This is a genomic window from Anabaena sp. UHCC 0253 (genome assembly GCF_009712085.1).
Classification (GTDB): domain Bacteria; phylum Cyanobacteriota; class Cyanobacteriia; order Cyanobacteriales; family Nostocaceae; genus Dolichospermum.
This window is the reverse complement of record NZ_VILD01000005.1, coordinates 227254-242991: the sequence shown is the minus strand read 5'-3', so window position 1 is coordinate 242991 and position 15738 is coordinate 227254. Positions and strand designations below refer to the sequence as shown.

The following is a 15738-nucleotide window of genomic DNA, read 5'->3' as shown; positions in this document are numbered from 1 at the left end:
CCGATCTAGGTCACACCCCCATTGTCTTGGAGCGCCGGGACGTAGTGGGTGGCAAAGTGGCTGCATGGAAGGATGCCGATGGTGACTGGTACGAGACAGGACTGCACATTTTTTTTGGGGCTTATCCCAATATGTTGCAGTTATTCAAAGAATTGAACATTGAAGATCGATTGCAGTGGAAAGAACACACAATGATCTTCAATCAGCCTGAAGCGCCAGGGACATACAGCCGATTTGATTTTCCAGATTTGCCAGCACCTATTAATGGTGTTATCGCTATTCTGAGAAACAACGATATGCTGACATGGCCAGAAAAAATCAGTTTTGGGATTGGTTTATTACCTGCCATCCTCAAAGGGCAACAGTACGTTGAAGAAATGGATAAATATTCTTGGCGGGAGTGGTTGCAAAAGCAAAACATCCCCCCCAGAGTAGAAAAAGAAGTTTTCATTGCTATGTCAAAAGCCTTAAACTTCATTAATCCAGAAGAAATTTCTGCCACCATCTTACTAACTGCCTTGAATCGGTTTCTGCAAGAGAAAAACGGCTCAAAAATGGCTTTTCTCGATGGTTCACCGACAGAAAGATTGTGTCAGCCAATCATAGATCACATTACTGAAGGCGGTGGTGAAGTTCTTCTCAATGCGCCTTTGAAAGAGATTTTACTCAATGAGGATGGAACTGTAAAAGGATTCCTGCTGCGAGGCTTAAATGGGGCAGAAGATGAGATATTTACAGCCGATGTCTATGTATCTGCCTTACCAGTTGATCCCTTAAAGCCGATTTTGCCAAGTTCTTGGCAAGAAATGCCCTTTTTCCAAAAATTAAACGGTTTAGAAGGTGTACCAGTAATTAATGTCCATTTGTGGTTTGACCGCAAATTAACTGATATTGATCATCTGCTATTTTCGCGATCGCCTCTCCTCAGCGTTTATGCTGATATGAGTAATACTTGCCGTGAATATGCCAATTCTGACCGTTCCATGCTGGAATTAGTTCTAGCACCGGCAGCCGATTGGATATCTAAATCTGATGAAGAAATTGTCGCTGCGACTATTTCCGAGTTAGAAAAACTCTTTCCTCAACATTTTGGGGAAGATAATCCTACAAAAATGCTGAAATATCATGTGGTGAAAACACCGCGTTCAGTTTACAAAGCTACCCCCGGTCGTCAGCAGTACCGTCCCTCACAGCAAACCCCCATTTCTAACTTCTATTTGACTGGGGATTATACTATGCAACGCTATCTAGCCAGCATGGAAGGGGCTGTACTTTCTGGTAAACTAACAGCGCAGGCGATATCTCAAGCACTGACGGTAGCAAATTCCTCTAACCTGCAAACGCCAACACGATCGCCTGTCAAGAATGCTGCAACTGCCTGATTCCCCGCCGCGCATGAAAACGCTGGTCTCTATAGATGAGTCATACAACCTTTGTCGGGAACTTACAGCTAAGTACGCTAAGACTTTTTACTTAGGTACAATGTTGATGAGTCCGGCCAAGCGTCAATCTGTCTGGGCAATTTATGCCTGGTGTCGCCGTACAGATGAATTAGTGGATGGTCCTGCATCTGCTATCACCACGCCAGAAACCCTAGACCTATGGGAAAAGCAACTGGAGGCGATTTTTGCGGGATGCCCCTTGGATAATTATGATCTAGCGTTAGTAGATACTCTCCAACGCTTTCCGTTAGACATTCAGCCCTTTCGGGATATGATTGCCGGTCAGCGCATGGATTTGTATCGCAGTCGCTATGAAACTTTCGAGGATTTATACCTCTACTGCTACCGAGTAGCGGGGACTGTCGGCTTGATGTCCACAACAATTATGGGCATAGATAATAATATCTATACCGCCCCTTGGTATCAAAGCCAACAACCCTATCTTCCTATAGAAGAAGCGATCGCTCTGGGAATTGCCAACCAACTCACTAATATTCTCCGCGATGTTGGTGAAGATGCACGTCGAGGCAGGATCTATATCCCCCAAGAGGATTTGTCTAGATTTAATTACACCGAACAAGACTGTTTGAAAGGCGTAGTAGATGATAGATGGCGTTCATTAATGAAATTTCAAATTGATCGCGCCCGGCAATTCTATACTCAGGCAGATAAAGGTATTACCTACCTCGCTGCTGATGCACGGTGGCCTGTTTGGGCTGCATCTATGCTGTATGAGCAGATTTTAGAAATGATTGAGCGCAATGATTATGATGTGTTCAGTCAGCGAGCTTATGTTCCCCAATGGAAAAAGTTACGCACCTTGCCAGCCGCTTGGATGCGATCGCAAGTGTTATAAATTGGTCAGTGGTCAATGGTCAATGCTTATTGGTCATTGGTCATTGGTCATTGGTCATTGGTCATTGCTCATAACCACTCGATTTATTCATAAAATGACTATTGACAAACATAAAAACCTCTGCTAAGATTATTTTTCATAGCCTGGAGAGGTGGCTGAGTGGTCGAAAGCGGCAGATTGCTAATCTGTTAAGGGATTATATCCCTTCGGGGGTTCGAATCCCCCCTCTCCGTTGAATTGTTTGCAAATATTTTGTTAATGTAAAGTTACTGCTTCACCCCAAGCATTAACTCATTTTTAGTCTTATATTATATATTTTTGCCAATTTCCGGAAATTAGGTTTTGGTGTTTTTCTCTCCTTCCTAGCCACGAAAGGATAAATAATTGGTACACTTGTTTACTTAACCCAGATCATAGTTAACCAGTGCCTCATGGTATACGTCAAGCGCGTTGAACTTACCAATTTTAAATCCTTCGGTGGTACTACTTCTGTCCCCCTACTACCGGGGTGTACTGTCATATCTGGTCCTAATGGTTCTGGGAAGTCCAATATTCTTGATGCTTTGCTGTTTTGTTTGGGACTGGCTAGTTCTAAGGGTATGCGGGCGGAACGTTTACCGGATTTGGTGAATAATGCTCAAAAACATAAGGGACGTTCGGCGCTGGAAGCTAGTGTAACTGTGACTTTTGATATTTCGGATGTCTCTCGCAGAGGCGCAGAGGCACAGAGGGAGGAAGGGGAGGAAGTAGGGGAGACGGAAGAAAATCCAAATTCGGATGTCTCACGCAAAGGCGCAAAGGCGCAAAGGGAGAAAAATGATTCCCAGTCCCCAGTCCCCAGTCCCCAGTCCCCAACAGATTGGAGTGTAACTCGCCGTTTGCGGGTGTCTCAGCAGGGGGGGTATACGTCAAATTATTATATTAATGGTGTGGCTTCTACTCTGACTGAGTTACATGAGCAGTTGGAGGAGTTACGGATTTATCCTGAAGGTTATAATGTGGTGTTGCAGGGTGATGTTACTAGCATTATTTCGATGAATGCGCGGGAACGTCGGGAAATTATTGATGAGTTGGCTGGGGTGGCGACTTATGATCGGAAAATTGTCCAAGCTAAGTCTACTTTGGATGAGGTGAAGGATAAGGAGGATAGTTGTCGCATTATTCAGACTGAGTTAAGTGTACAATGCGATCGCCTATCTCAGGACAAGGCTAAGGCGGAAAAGTATCAATTATTGCGAATTGAATTTATTCAAAAACAATCCTGGGAAGCGGTTTTATCTTGGCGTTCTCTGCAATTACGGCAGGAAAAGCTGGTTGCAGAAGTTCAAGATGGCGATCGCAGTTATAGTGATTTTACTAATGAATTATTAACAATTAATTCCCAAATTAATCAGAAAACTACTGAATTAGAACAGCTAAATCTCCGTGTTAAGGCTTTGGGTGAGGAGGAACTTCTTTCTGTTCAATCAAATCTCGCTACTCAAGAAGCGGAACGGAAACAACTCCAACGTCAACAACGAGAGTTAGAAGCATCTATTCAAGAATCTACAAAGCGGTTAAATCAAACTTATCAGGAAATTCAACAATATCAACTTGCTTTAGAAGAAGCTAAAAAACAACAAAATATAGAAACTGTAAATGCAACTTCTCTACAATTAGAAAGAGATGTAGCCCAACAAGATTTAGAAAGTTCTCGTCAAGCTGCTGCGGAAATTGCTTCAGCCTCGGAAGCGTGGGTACAACAACAAACGGCTTTAAATCGGCAAATTGAATCTTTGCTGCACATTCTTGAACCTCAACGCACTGAACAAGCGCAGTTACAGGAACGGAATACTCAATTACAACAATTGATTTCTGAACAATCTCAATTAATTGCCAGTTTAGAACCGGAATTAGCTCAAAAACAAGCTGAATGTGTGAGTTTGGAAACAGAATTTAATGCTTCTACCCAACCAATTCAGAATTTAGCCGAAAATCTGGCTGCGACGGAACAAGAGTTACAAATTCAACAAGATACCCAAAAGCGGCTTTTACAAGAACAACGGGACAAACAACGTCAATTAGATAAGTTAGAGGCACAGACGCAAGCGCAACAAGAGATACAAGGAACACAAGCTAGTAAGGTAATTTTACAGTCAGAAATGCCGGGTTTGTGCGGTTTGGTGGTGCAGTTGGGTAAGGTTGAACCTAAACATCAATTAGCACTGGAAATGGCTGCTGGTGGACGTTTAGGGCATATTGTTGTTGACGATGATAGTGTGGCATCGGCGGGAATTGAACTGTTGAAACAAAAACGGGCAGGGAGAGCAACTTTTCTACCTTTAAATAAAATTAAAGTACCTAAGTTTACCCAAGATGCAACTCTGCGTTTAGCTGATGGTTTTGTGAGTTATGCGGTAGATTTGGTAGAATGCGATCGCCGTTATCATGATGTATTTGCCTATGTTTTTGGCGCAACGGTAGTATTTGCTAGTCTTGCCCAAGCTCGGAAAAACATGGGATTGTATCGTATAGTCACGTTACAAGGGGAATTATTAGAAACTAGCGGGGCAATGACTGGTGGTAGCGGGAATCAACGTTCATCTTTGCGATTTGATCACGGTGAAGCTGGAGAATCCCAAGAAGTCGCTAATCTGAAATCTCGCTTAATAGATATTGATCGGATTTTAGAACGTTGTGGAGAAGCAATTTCTACTTTAGCAAGTCGCACTAAAACTCTTTCCCTAGAATTGACGGAAGCACGTCAAGTCCGCAGAGAACAACAGTTATATTTAGAGCAGTTAAAGAAAGACATTAAGAGTTTAACAACGCAGTTAGAAAATACCCGCGCTCAACTTTCCCAAAATACCGAAAAATTCACATCTGCACAATCGCGGTTAGAAATTTTAGATCGGGAATTACCGAATCAAGAAATTCAATTACAACAATTAAGACATACTTTAGCTGAGTTGGAATCTTCCCAAACCCCCAGCGAATGGCAAGAAATCCAAGCTACTATTAAAACCCAAGAACAGGAATTACAACAACGAGAAACTGCGTTAAGAGATGTTCAACAACAATTAAAAAATCTCGAAAATCAACAACAACGATTACAAGAAAAAATAGAAGAATCTCAAACCAGAGTTATTCAATATCAACAAGAAGAAACAACAGGAAAACAGCAACAAGCAACAGTTAATAGTCAAGTTGAAGAATTGAATAATTTAATTACTGCAATTCAGGCTAATTTGCGGAAATTAGAAGAAAATTTAGGGGAAGAAAAGAAAAATCGAGATACAGCAGAAACCGAATTGCGATCGCTCTTATTGCGTCAACAACAATTACAATGGGAAATTGAGAAACTGCAAGAAACTCAACAAAAACGCCGGGAAGATTTAACAGCACTGCAAAACCAGTTACGAGATTTAGGTGCAGAATTACCAAGTCCCCTTCCAGAAGTTCCCAATAAGGTTGATTTAGAAGACTTACAAAAAGAATTGCGAAGTTTAGGTAAACGCTTACAGGCAATGGAACCTGTGAATATGTTAGCCTTGGAAGAATACGATAAAGTCCAAAGTCGTCTCCAAGAACTTACCGAAAAATTAGAGACTTTGGAAGGTGAACGGACAGAATTATTATTAAGAATTGAAAACTTTACCACCCTTCGTCAAAAAGCATTTAAAGAAGCTTTCGACGCAGTAAATGAGAATTTCCAATCAATTTTTGCTATTCTTTCCGATGGTGACGGTTATTTACAACTAGATAATCCCGAAGATCCTTTTAACAGTGGTTTAAACCTAGTCGCACACCCCAAAGGGAAACCTGTCCAACGGCTTGCTTCTATGTCAGGGGGAGAGAAATCCTTAACTGCATTAAGTTTTATATTCTCCCTACAACGTTATCGTCCCTCTCCATTTTACGCCTTTGATGAGGTGGATATGTTTTTAGATGGGTCAAATGTGGAACGACTAGCGAGAATGATTAAACAACAGGCGGAACAGGCACAGTTTATAGTTGTGAGTTTGCGCCGTCCGATGATAGAATCAGCACAGCGGACAATTGGGGTGACTCAAGCAAGAGGCGCTTATACTCAGGTTTTGGGAATTAAGTTAGAACATAAATAGATTGATAGGTAAGAGCTAAGAAGGGTAATAACAAGTTTGTAATTTAGTCGCTCATAAAGTTATTCTTCTTCTCTTTTTCAATTTTTTCTCGTAACCATTGGATATGTTGCTCTATATATTGCTTATGCTGAAGAAAATCTATACTATTAAAAAGTGGAAGCAGTGAATCTAAATACTCAACACGCCTTTGATATACAGGAACCCAACTTCCTGATGAACTCCAACTACTAGGTTCTAGACTAAGTTTTTTAAAATCTTCAAATTTTTTGTTGTGTTTTATAAAAAATTCTACAAACGAACGTCTTCTTTCATGCGAGAAATTTGTTACTAAATCAAATATTAACTGAACAAACTCAAATTCATCAATTTTAGACTCAAGTATTCTCATTAGCAAATTATCTTGCCGTTCCCATAAAACTTTTTGATCTTTGTCATCCTCACTGAGAATAAAAAAATTGTCAAGTTCAATAAATGATAGTTTAAATTTCTCTTGATTCCGTTTATCAATATATTCAATTATCTGGCTCATTATTATCTCATAATTTTCACTTCGCCATAGAAATGAATATGTTCGTGTATCATCAAAACGATATAATTGTTCTTTCTGTTGGTAAATCCAATCTATATATTCAATTATAAATTCTGGATCACGTTTCAGGATATAAGCAAAGTATTGTCCTTTATCATCTATATGCGGATCATTTTTCAGGACTTGGAGATAGGCTTGTTTTAGTAAATTAAATTGCTTATCTAAAAAATTAAGTAAATCTGTATTTACTTCATATCTATCAAATAAGGATGATAGTGGATAGGACTTGTTAGAGTTTTCAGAACTATTTACTAGGAGAATTTCGATTATCTTAGGCAATACATTTTCATTCAGAATCTGATATTTTAGAATGAAGTTTAAATCTCTTGGTAAATCACTTGCTTTGCTTTCTCTATAGAGGTGATAAAGCTGATCTAGATGTTCATTTCTAATATCTTGTTGCGGTAATAGACGATAAAAATCAAATAACCACTTTTGTTTTAAAGCATAATCAGCTTGGTTGATAATTTGATAAGTCTTATCAATACCTAAAATTATAATTAAATGATTAATAAGATGGGGGTCATTAATTTTAAATGGATTTCCAAAACTCAGGTAATATTGGATTACTTCAGCATAAAGTTGAGTATTTATATTAGCTAGAGCAATAAGAACTCTAGCTACTTGGTGGGGAAAAGAAAATTCATTATGATTTCGTCTGACTGTTTCTTCTTGAATTTCAAGGCATTGCTCAAAGAATTGCTTATAGTCGTCTAATGTATAGTTTATAAAGAAGTCTTGAATTCGTTTTTGCCTAATTTGTTCATATTCCTCATATCCTAGATTTAGATATTTTCTCTCATCTCTATTAGTAAGCAAAATTTCTGATATAGCATAGGTGGGATTAGTAAAGTAGCATCGCAAATTTTCACATAATAGATATCTCCATAAATTCAAAAGTTGTTTAAAAATAACCCAGTTGTGATTGTCATTTGTAGAAAATTTTAATTTATCACCCTCTAATTTATTTAAATATATTTGAACAATCTGACAATTGTAATAGCTGCTAACATCCATATTTGATTCAATGAAAGGAAGTACCTCAAATGAATCTTGGATAATAATTTGAGCTACAGAAACTTTATATCCTGATGTACTGTACTTATAAAGCAGATTTAACACATCTTTTTTGAGACTTGTGACCTGATAAAGCTGGAATACTCGCTGCCAAATTTTTTGTCTGAGTTCCCCTAGTTCTGGCATTGCTGGTAAGGTGAACTGAAAGACATTAATTGCTCTCCCCTTCATCTTGGTACTGTCGAAATCCGTGTAAAGATAATGTTCAGCTACTACAAGAAACAATTTTGAAAAGATTACATCTTGACCACCTTTAACTTCTTCCCACAGTACATCAATTACTATCTGTTGAATAGCAAAACCATAACGATAAGATTCATATTCAAATCCAAATCTTTCAGTAAGAAGGTAAACCACTTGCCCTATCTCGGTAGGTCGCTTTTTGACATACTGAAAAAGAAGCTCTAATGCCATTTTGAGATTATTGTCATCGGAATGGTTGAATAAACCTATCATGCTGAGAAGAGAAAGTGATGGAATGTCAGAATTAGGCTTAATCTCTAATTTAGAAAAGTCTACTGATTCTGGTTCGATTGCAGAAATTTGTTGATGAACATATAAAAGAGTGTCTGTTTTCTTAATAAACCAGAACACCTGTATGAATTGCATGAGATTTTTTTTGTCTTCTGCATTTTGATATTTTTTCCATGACTGGTCAACAGATGGACAGATTACTTCTATAATTTTTTCACTATCAAATGTATTCAAAACAGGATTAAGAGCATCAACCAATCGAGACTTAAGTTGAGGAAAAAAGTAATTTAATAGCGTATAAAAGTTGAGCAATTTATCTTTAAAAAAGGCAAGGTAAAAAAGATAAGTACCAAGAATTTGATCAGAAACTCGCACTATTTCATTTTCATACATATCGAGCAATTCATGGTCATGTAGCTGGCAAACAGCCTTCCAGAAAACTTCCTGGTTCATACCAAATGCTGTTTCAATTGCCTCCATCATTTCCTCATTTGATCTATCTACTGTTCTGAAAAATGAAACAATTCCAGCAGCTTTCAATAAGTTTTCATCACTGAGTTCTTGCAATTCGTTTCGTATTGAAGAATAATACTCGTCGTAAAGATTAGATACATTATTAATACTGTCAAGTCTATTTTCTATTTTTGCTACTTTTGCAGCCATTATTGCCAGACGAGGATTTCCTTGGGCAATTTCGGCAATTCTATTAAGATATAGAGGATGAATAATTTTGTACTCATCCTTAACAATTTGCTTTATCTGATTCTCATCTAAAGAGTTTAGCTCTAGCGCAGTTGAATTTTTATATGACTGCGCTGATATCTTAATTTTCTCAAGAGCATAATCTCTAACTGTAGCAATGATCTTGATTTTTTGATCATCGCGTTGATGATGAAGGAGGTCAATAAAGTAATCAAATGAACTTAGCCGATTCGCATCATCTACAAAAATGAGGTGATAACCAGGCTCTGAAAAATAGACACGGAGATCCTCAAAAATATCTGGACCTCGGCGAAAAATACATTTAACCTGATATTCAGGGTGACTCGCTAAAAATTGATGACAACATTCGATTGCAAAACGAGATTTACCTACTCCTGCTTTACCAGACACAATAACAAGATTACTGTTTTCCAATCCTTGTAATACTTCTTCTAATTCTTTCTCACGGAAGTGAAAAGTTGTATTAAGAGAAGTAGCCGCTTTTTTGTTATAAGAGTTAACAAATTCATCAACATCAAGGATTTGTCCTGTATCTACCTCAACTGCAAGGAACTCCCGCGCAATACCTGGATAATTGTTGTAGAGGTCAAAAGAAATTCTCTCCATACCAACAGTTTCGAGGATGACTCCTCGCTTTTGACACTCCTCTCTAAGGGAATTTTCTTCTTTCGTTTTAAGACTAAAAGTATGGCAGAAAATTATCTCCTGGATTTTATCAACTGATATTCCAGTTTTTGCTTCATCAAAGCATTTGTCGAGGTCTTCCTTAAGCTTTTTATAAACTGCTCCCTTTTTTACGTCTGATTTTGTAGTGTATTCTATAAACACATACTTGCCATTAGGTAGGATTACTAATGTATCAGGAGTTCCTGTCCTGACTTTGTTAGCACCAATTACAGATCCAATGGGATAAATATCATATCCTTTCTTATTGAAGTAAGTATCCCCAAGTTTTTGGAATACTCCACCATCCAGTTGTAGCAATTCGTTTTGGATCTGGTTAAGTTTTGACATATAGGTTTACGCAGATAAACAGAATCTAATTATTACAATATTTATGTATTATATCAATCTAGCTATGATGCGATCGCACTTCCCAAACGATTAAAATGATTGGGATTCAGTGTGAACGGTGATTTTGTAGTGCGATCGCTCTTAGGTTGGATTGATAAAGTGCGATCGCTTGTAGGTTGGATTGATAAAGTGCGATCGCTTGTAGGTTGGATTGATGAAGTGCGATCGCTTGTAGTTTGGATTGATAAAGTGCGATCGCCGGTAGGTTAGATTGACCAAGTGCGATCGTTTGTAGGTTAGATTGATCAAGTGCGATCTCTTGTAGGTTAAATTGATGAAGTGCGATCGCTCGTAGGTTGAATTGATAAAGTTAAAATTAGAAGTGACTGCGTGAGGACAACTTGATGCAAATTACCCTGAACCTACCTGATAGCCTCAGTAAAACTGAAACTTTTAACCAGAGTGAATGGCTTCAGGAAATAGCCATTGCCCTATTCCAGCAGCAGCGGATTTCCCTCAGCCGCGCCAGCAAAATTGCTGGAATAGACATAATGAACTTTCAAAAGCTGCTGGCAGATCGGAATATTTGTGTCCATTACGATGTGGAAGACTTTGAGCAGGATGTTGAACACTTGCGGAGTCGGGGCTGGCTATGATTGTCGTTAGTGATACTTCTGCTCTCTCGAATCTTGCCCTTGTTGATCATCTTGGGTTGCTAAAGGCTATTTACCATAAGGTTATCATTCCTGAAGTGGTTGCCAGCGAACTGGTAGCGGCCAGCAATCCTACTATTTCAGCTATTCTCCAACTGGACTGGATTCAAACCCAATTCCTCAACAACTTCCAACTTGCTAACCAGCTTCAACAGGAACGGGGACTTGATGCTGGAGAAGCAAATGCTATAGCCTTGGCACTTGAGCTACAAGCCGATGATTTGCTCATTGATGAACGTTTGGGACGGCAAGAAGCTCTCCGGCTTGGGATACCTATTATTGGTATTCTGGGTATTCTGCTTGTTGCTAAACAAAGAAGTCTTATCCCTCAAGTTCAACCTGTCATGGATGCTTTGATCAATCAGGCTGGTTTTCGCATCAGTCCCCAGCTATATCAGCGTATCTTATCTCTTTCTCAAGAACCTTGACTTGTTAGTTTAGCCGTAGGTTAGATTGATAAAGTGTGATAGCGTTCGCATTGCGTACTAAACTTGTTCATATGATGGTGAAAATGTTTAATACCGCGAAAATTGAAGAAGATTGTCTGTTAGAGTTAGTTAAAGGACATTAAAATCTCCTAAAAGAGATTTGGTTAAATTTTTGATTCTGATTTTCCTTTAGTATGGAAATATTTTATCAGAGGTAAATAGTTATGCAGAGTATGAGAGTGCGATCGCTAATTGGTAAAAATGGACTTTTACAAATTCAATTACCCGAAACAACAGAAGGAACGGAATTAGATATTATTCTTGTTTATGAATCAGCATCACCAACAAAAACAACAACAAAATTGAGTGATTTTTATGGTTGTATTCAAGATGAAACATTTATCAGACATCCACAGCCAGAACAAGCAGAAAGAGAGCTATTTTGATGATTTATCTGCTAGACACTAATGCCTGTATTATTTATCTCAAGGGCAAAAATTTTCATTTAAAACAAAAGCTGGATAATATCCCACTTTCAGAAGTCGCTGTTTGTTCAGTTGTGAAGGGTGAATTATTTTACGGATCAATTCGTAGTGCTAACCCAGAGCGTAATCTGACGTTACAGCAAGGATTTTTGAGTCAATTTGTGTCTTTGCCTTTTGATGACCAGTCTGCTAGAATTTTCGGAGAAATTCGCGCCCAACTTGCTGCTAATGGAACACCTATTGGAGCTTACGATTTACAAATTGCTGCTATTGCTTTAGCGAATAATTTGATATTAGTTACCCATAATACTAAAGAATTTTCACGCATCCCACAACTACAATTGGAAGACTGGGAAATAGAGTAATTTATCTCAAAAAATAAATTAAATTAGAACTCAAAAAATCAAGTACAATTAATTTAATGCCAACATAACATCTAATATCATGAATAACCTTCTATTAAATAGAATAACAATTAACCATGATGTTTGTCATGGTAAACCGTGTATTCGTGGATTGCGCTATCCGGTGGAAATGATATTAGAACTTTTGAGTTCAGGCATGAATATTGATGATATTTTAGAAGATTATGATGATTTAGAATACGAAGATATTTTAGCAGTTCTCAGCTTTGCTACTCGACTCACTCAAGTTAAAAGTATCCTCCAATTAGTTTCATGAAATTCTTGATTGATGCTCAATTACCAATGCGAATTGCCAATTTATTAGAGAACTTAGGTTGTGATGTTATACATACCAAGAATCTTCCTTTAAAAAATGCAACTCCAGATTCGGAAATCAACAAACTATCAATCATGGAACAGAGAATTGTTATTACCAAAGATAAAGATTTTTTAGATTCTTTTTTAATCAAACAAGAGCCTTACAAACTACTACTAATAACGACAGGTAATATTAGTAACAAACAAATTGAACAACTTTTTCTACAAAATATTACTCAAATAATCGAATTGTTTTTGACGTATAAACTCACACGAAATAGATTACAACTTCACAAGCATTGATAAATTGCTTGACGATTTTGAAAAAGACATTGAAACCTGGAGTGAATCATGAAAGCAATTATTGAAGTAGTCAAAGGTGGTTCTGCAATCCGAGCCGCTCGTCAACAAATTAAAGACTCCGAAATTGGAAAGCCAGTAAATTTTAGACTTTCATTTGAATCTGCAAAATCACTTTTTAGCGAGCTAACGCCTGCTCGACTTGATTTGCTTGATACTCTAAGCAAAATAGAGCCATGCAGTATTTACGCGCTGGCAAAAACAGCCGAAAGAAACTATTCAAACGTACACACAGACGTAAATCGCCTGGAAGAACTGGGATTAATTGAACGGACAGAAGAAGACAAAATATCTGTACCGTTTGAATCCGTTGAAATATTCATGCCACTAGCGAAAGCAGCGTGAGAATTTGAAAAAACAGCGAAGGTGAGCTTTACGTTAGCCCACATTGCCGCTTAGTGTTATCTTGTGATATAGTCAGCTTCTTTCCGCAAAACCTGCATTTTGAGAAGCGATCGCGCTCATAGGTTAGATTCATCAAGTGCGATCGCATAACGCACCCGAAAAATACTGAGATTCTTTCAAAAGGAGAATTGCTGTAACCCTATTTATTATTGTTTTGGAGGTCGTTTGCACTTTTATTAGCGGTATCAGAGTATACAGAACCCCATTGTTTTAAAGCTTCTCCAGATTCTTTAGCAATTCTTTTAGCTCTTTCCACAGGATCATCTTCTGTTTCACGAGCTTCTTTATTCCATTCTCCTGTGGTTTTGGGTCTATCAGCATCATCCTGACGGACAATTTTGTTCAGTTTTCTGGTGATATTGTCGCTGCTACGTCCAGACTCAATACTAGAGTTTAAACTTGTTGTTAGCATTAAAAACCAACTAAAACAACAGTAAAAACACGCTTAATTTCAAACTCTTGCAATATAAACTTGATAGTATTGATTACTTGATTGAATAAATGTGCCATTATTATTCTCCATTAATTGAATGTGAATACTTTTCAAATTGGCAGAGCTTGATTGATTAGCTAATAATCTGAGTTACAGGTGAAATTCAGTAAAAGCATATTGTTTTTTTGCCAATTTAGCTGCTATCAGCACAATTCAAAATTAGAGCTAAAAAGCTAGTTATTCATCTAACAAAAGTTATAAATTATTTATAGACTAGGGAAGTTTTACAAATTCTGCTTTATATAGTAATAAACTTGAGTTTTTAGAGGGTGTTTGAAAAGTATCAGAATTAATCGAGATCCCCTTGAAAAAGGGGAGGCTAAATTCCTCAAAGTCCCTCTTTTTAAAGGGATTATTGTATTGCTATTTAAACAAGGTGTTGTAAGCGACTAAGACGTTCTGTGTAACTTTTCATCACTTGGATAGCAAACATGGGTGTTTCCTGAACAGCAAAGAGAAATCCTTGTTCATTCAGAAAAGCTAGTTTACAATCGGTTTTAGCGATCGCTGTATAAGTCCTCTTTTTTTTCCCTACAAGTATACCTGTACCAAAAACTTCATCTGTTTTAATTGTTTCTACTATTTTACCATTAACTAATATCTCCACCTCTCCCTCCAGAATGCCATACATGGAATCACCAGGTTGTTCTTCTGCAAAAATGATTTCACCTGGTGCAAATACTTTAGGGTTAGGTTGTCCTTGGAAAATAGTGATTGTTGATAAAGAAATTAACATAAAAGTAGTTCCAAGTGAGTTGAGTAATACAAGAATGCAGCAAATTATACTATTTTTCATTCATGATGATCAACCCATCTTGCGGTCACAGTATTAATTTCAACACTAGACAAAAAAATAGGGATGATATTTACCATCCCCATCAATTTCATATCTGACAAAAAACTTTACAGTTGAGGTGCAAACTGAGATTTATCAGGTACTTCGGCGTATTCAGCCACAATTTGACGGAATTCATCACCATCAATGGTTTCTTTTTCAATGAGCAAATCAACCAAACGATCTGTAAGACTACGATGATCACGCATCATCTTCTTAGCGTTTTTATAGCATTCTTCCACAATTATTCTGACTTGGGCATCAATGCGACAAGCGATCGCTTCAGAATACTCAGAACGGGTTGTCCAGTCACGACCGAGGAATACTTCACCTTGTTGGCTTTCCAAGGATAAAGGACCTAAATCAGACATCCCAAATCGAGTTACCATTTGTCGTGCCATTCCTGACAACTGCTGTAAGTCTCCACCTGCACCAGTTGTGACTTCTGCTGGTCCAAAAACTACTTCTTCAGCAGCACGACCACCTAAAGCCCCTGTGATTCTGGCTTTTAATTGAGAACGGCTGATTAAACCTTGTTCTTCGTTAGGCATAAACCAGGTTAAACCCTGGGCTTGTCCTCTAGGAATCAGAGTCACTTTCTGCACGGGGTCATGATCTTTAAGTAAAGTCCCCACCAAAGCGTGTCCGATTTCATGGTAAGCAATCAAACGCTTACTCTTGCTGTCTACCAAAGGAGTTCCTTCCATCCCAGCAACTACTCTGTCTACAGCATCATCAATTTCTAGTAAAGTGATGCCTTCTTTGCGTCTTCTAGCTGTGAGAATAGCGGCTTCATTGAGGAGGTTAGCTAAATCTGCACCACTAAAACCAGGAGTCCGACGAGCGATCGCTTCTAAGGATACACTTTCATCTAATTTCTTATTTCTGGCATGAACTTGCAATACTTCCAAACGGCCTTTAATGTCTGGAGCATCTACCTGTACTTGTCTATCAAAACGACCGGGACGCAATAAAGCTGCATCGAGGACATCAGGACGGTTAGTAGCCGCAATAATAAT

Annotated in this window: 15 protein-coding genes and 1 tRNA gene; 12 read left to right on the top strand and 4 right to left on the bottom strand. The window is 38.1% G+C overall.

Annotation, left to right across the window (positions count from 1 at the left end; translation table 11 throughout):
• The 4 genes from pds to smc all read left to right on the top strand — a co-directional run.
• A partial coding sequence (pds, locus tag FJR38_RS15335) for a 15-cis-phytoene desaturase (protein ID WP_168537970.1) occupies window positions 1-1382 on the top strand: 1382 nt, incomplete at its 5' end.
• Window positions 1366-2298: a 15-cis-phytoene synthase CrtB gene (crtB, locus tag FJR38_RS15330; protein ID WP_168496473.1), complete on the top strand. Its 933-nt coding sequence runs from the start codon at window positions 1366-1368 to the stop codon at window positions 2296-2298. The genes pds and crtB, both read left to right, overlap by 17 nt.
• Before the next feature lie 145 nt (window positions 2299-2443).
• Window positions 2444-2530, top strand: a tRNA-Ser gene (locus tag FJR38_RS15325).
• A gap of 199 nt (window positions 2531-2729) precedes the next feature.
• On the top strand, window positions 2730-6401 hold the full coding sequence (gene smc, locus FJR38_RS15320) for a chromosome segregation protein SMC (protein WP_168537968.1): 3672 nt from the start codon (window positions 2730-2732) through the stop codon (window positions 6399-6401).
• A 43-nt stretch (window positions 6402-6444) separates the two neighbouring features.
• On the opposite strand, the gene FJR38_RS15315 is transcribed toward smc, so the two are convergent.
• Complete coding sequence (locus FJR38_RS15315) at window positions 6445-10278, bottom strand: hypothetical protein (protein ID WP_168537966.1); 3834 nt, start codon at window positions 10276-10278, stop codon at window positions 6445-6447.
• A gap of 111 nt (window positions 10279-10389) precedes the next feature.
• Between FJR38_RS15315 and FJR38_RS15310 the strand changes: the two genes are divergently transcribed.
• From FJR38_RS15310 to FJR38_RS15275, 8 genes are all read left to right on the top strand, one after another.
• Entirely contained in the window at window positions 10390-10548 is a 159-nt protein-coding gene (locus tag FJR38_RS15310) for a hypothetical protein (protein WP_168537964.1), read from the top strand.
• Between the two features lie 134 nt (window positions 10549-10682).
• The gene (locus FJR38_RS15305; RefSeq protein WP_168537962.1) at window positions 10683-10934 is read left to right on the top strand and encodes a UPF0175 family protein; all 252 of its coding nucleotides are present in this window, start codon (window positions 10683-10685) and stop codon (window positions 10932-10934) included.
• A complete protein-coding gene (locus FJR38_RS15300) occupies window positions 10931-11419 on the top strand; it encodes a DUF3368 domain-containing protein (RefSeq protein ID WP_168537960.1) in 489 nt (162 codons plus the stop codon). Before FJR38_RS15305 ends, FJR38_RS15300 begins: the two co-directional genes overlap by 4 nt.
• Window positions 11420-11643: 224 nt before the next feature.
• A complete protein-coding gene (locus FJR38_RS15295; RefSeq protein WP_015080101.1) occupies window positions 11644-11865 on the top strand; it encodes a hypothetical protein in 222 nt (73 codons plus the stop codon).
• Entirely contained in the window at window positions 11865-12269 is a 405-nt protein-coding gene (locus tag FJR38_RS15290) for a type II toxin-antitoxin system VapC family toxin (protein WP_168496459.1), read from the top strand. Before FJR38_RS15295 ends, FJR38_RS15290 begins: the two co-directional genes overlap by 1 nt.
• 79 nt (window positions 12270-12348) lie before the next feature.
• The gene (locus FJR38_RS15285) at window positions 12349-12585 is read left to right on the top strand and encodes a DUF433 domain-containing protein (protein WP_168496457.1); all 237 of its coding nucleotides are present in this window, start codon (window positions 12349-12351) and stop codon (window positions 12583-12585) included.
• Window positions 12582-12929 (top strand): DUF5615 family PIN-like protein, encoded by a 348-nt coding sequence (locus FJR38_RS15280; RefSeq protein ID WP_168496455.1) that lies wholly within the window; start codon window positions 12582-12584, stop codon window positions 12927-12929. The genes FJR38_RS15285 and FJR38_RS15280 overlap by 4 nt, the downstream gene beginning before the upstream one ends.
• Window positions 12930-12977: 48 nt before the next feature.
• The gene (locus FJR38_RS15275) at window positions 12978-13331 is read left to right on the top strand and encodes a MarR family transcriptional regulator (RefSeq protein WP_168496453.1); all 354 of its coding nucleotides are present in this window, start codon (window positions 12978-12980) and stop codon (window positions 13329-13331) included.
• 199 nt (window positions 13332-13530) lie between these two features.
• On the opposite strand, the gene FJR38_RS15270 is transcribed toward FJR38_RS15275, so the two are convergent.
• The 3 genes from FJR38_RS15270 to FJR38_RS29045 form a co-directional block, all read right to left on the bottom strand.
• The gene (locus FJR38_RS15270; protein WP_371418221.1) at window positions 13531-13803 is read right to left on the bottom strand and encodes a hypothetical protein; all 273 of its coding nucleotides are present in this window, start codon (window positions 13801-13803) and stop codon (window positions 13531-13533) included.
• A 448-nt stretch (window positions 13804-14251) separates the two neighbouring features.
• Window positions 14252-14620: a cyclic nucleotide-binding domain-containing protein gene (locus FJR38_RS15265; protein ID WP_168496449.1), complete on the bottom strand. Its 369-nt coding sequence runs from the start codon at window positions 14618-14620 to the stop codon at window positions 14252-14254.
• Window positions 14621-14787: 167 nt separating this feature from the next.
• On the bottom strand, window positions 14788-15738 hold a 951-nt coding region (locus FJR38_RS29045), incomplete at its 5' end, for an AAA family ATPase (protein WP_256366924.1).

Excerpts from the sequence above, each read along its gene's own strand:
- crtB (WP_168496473.1), top strand. The coding sequence starts at position 1,366 with ATGCTGCAACTGCCTGATTCCCCGCCGCGCATGAAAACGCTGGTCTCT.
- smc (WP_168537968.1), top strand. The coding sequence starts at position 2,730 with ATGGTATACGTCAAGCGCGTTGAACTTACCAATTTTAAATCCTTCGGT.
- FJR38_RS15315 (WP_168537966.1), bottom strand. The coding sequence starts at position 10,278 with ATGTCAAAACTTAACCAGATCCAAAACGAATTGCTACAACTGGATGGT.
- FJR38_RS15305 (WP_168537962.1), top strand. The coding sequence starts at position 10,683 with ATGCAAATTACCCTGAACCTACCTGATAGCCTCAGTAAAACTGAAACT.
- FJR38_RS15300 (WP_168537960.1), top strand. The coding sequence starts at position 10,931 with ATGATTGTCGTTAGTGATACTTCTGCTCTCTCGAATCTTGCCCTTGTT.
- FJR38_RS15295 (WP_015080101.1), top strand. The coding sequence starts at position 11,644 with ATGCAGAGTATGAGAGTGCGATCGCTAATTGGTAAAAATGGACTTTTA.
- FJR38_RS15290 (WP_168496459.1), top strand. The coding sequence starts at position 11,865 with ATGATTTATCTGCTAGACACTAATGCCTGTATTATTTATCTCAAGGGC.
- FJR38_RS15285 (WP_168496457.1), top strand. The coding sequence starts at position 12,349 with ATGAATAACCTTCTATTAAATAGAATAACAATTAACCATGATGTTTGT.
- FJR38_RS15280 (WP_168496455.1), top strand. The coding sequence starts at position 12,582 with ATGAAATTCTTGATTGATGCTCAATTACCAATGCGAATTGCCAATTTA.
- FJR38_RS15275 (WP_168496453.1), top strand. The coding sequence starts at position 12,978 with ATGAAAGCAATTATTGAAGTAGTCAAAGGTGGTTCTGCAATCCGAGCC.
- FJR38_RS15270 (WP_371418221.1), bottom strand. The coding sequence starts at position 13,803 with ATGCTAACAACAAGTTTAAACTCTAGTATTGAGTCTGGACGTAGCAGC.
- FJR38_RS15265 (WP_168496449.1), bottom strand. The coding sequence starts at position 14,620 with ATGTTAATTTCTTTATCAACAATCACTATTTTCCAAGGACAACCTAAC.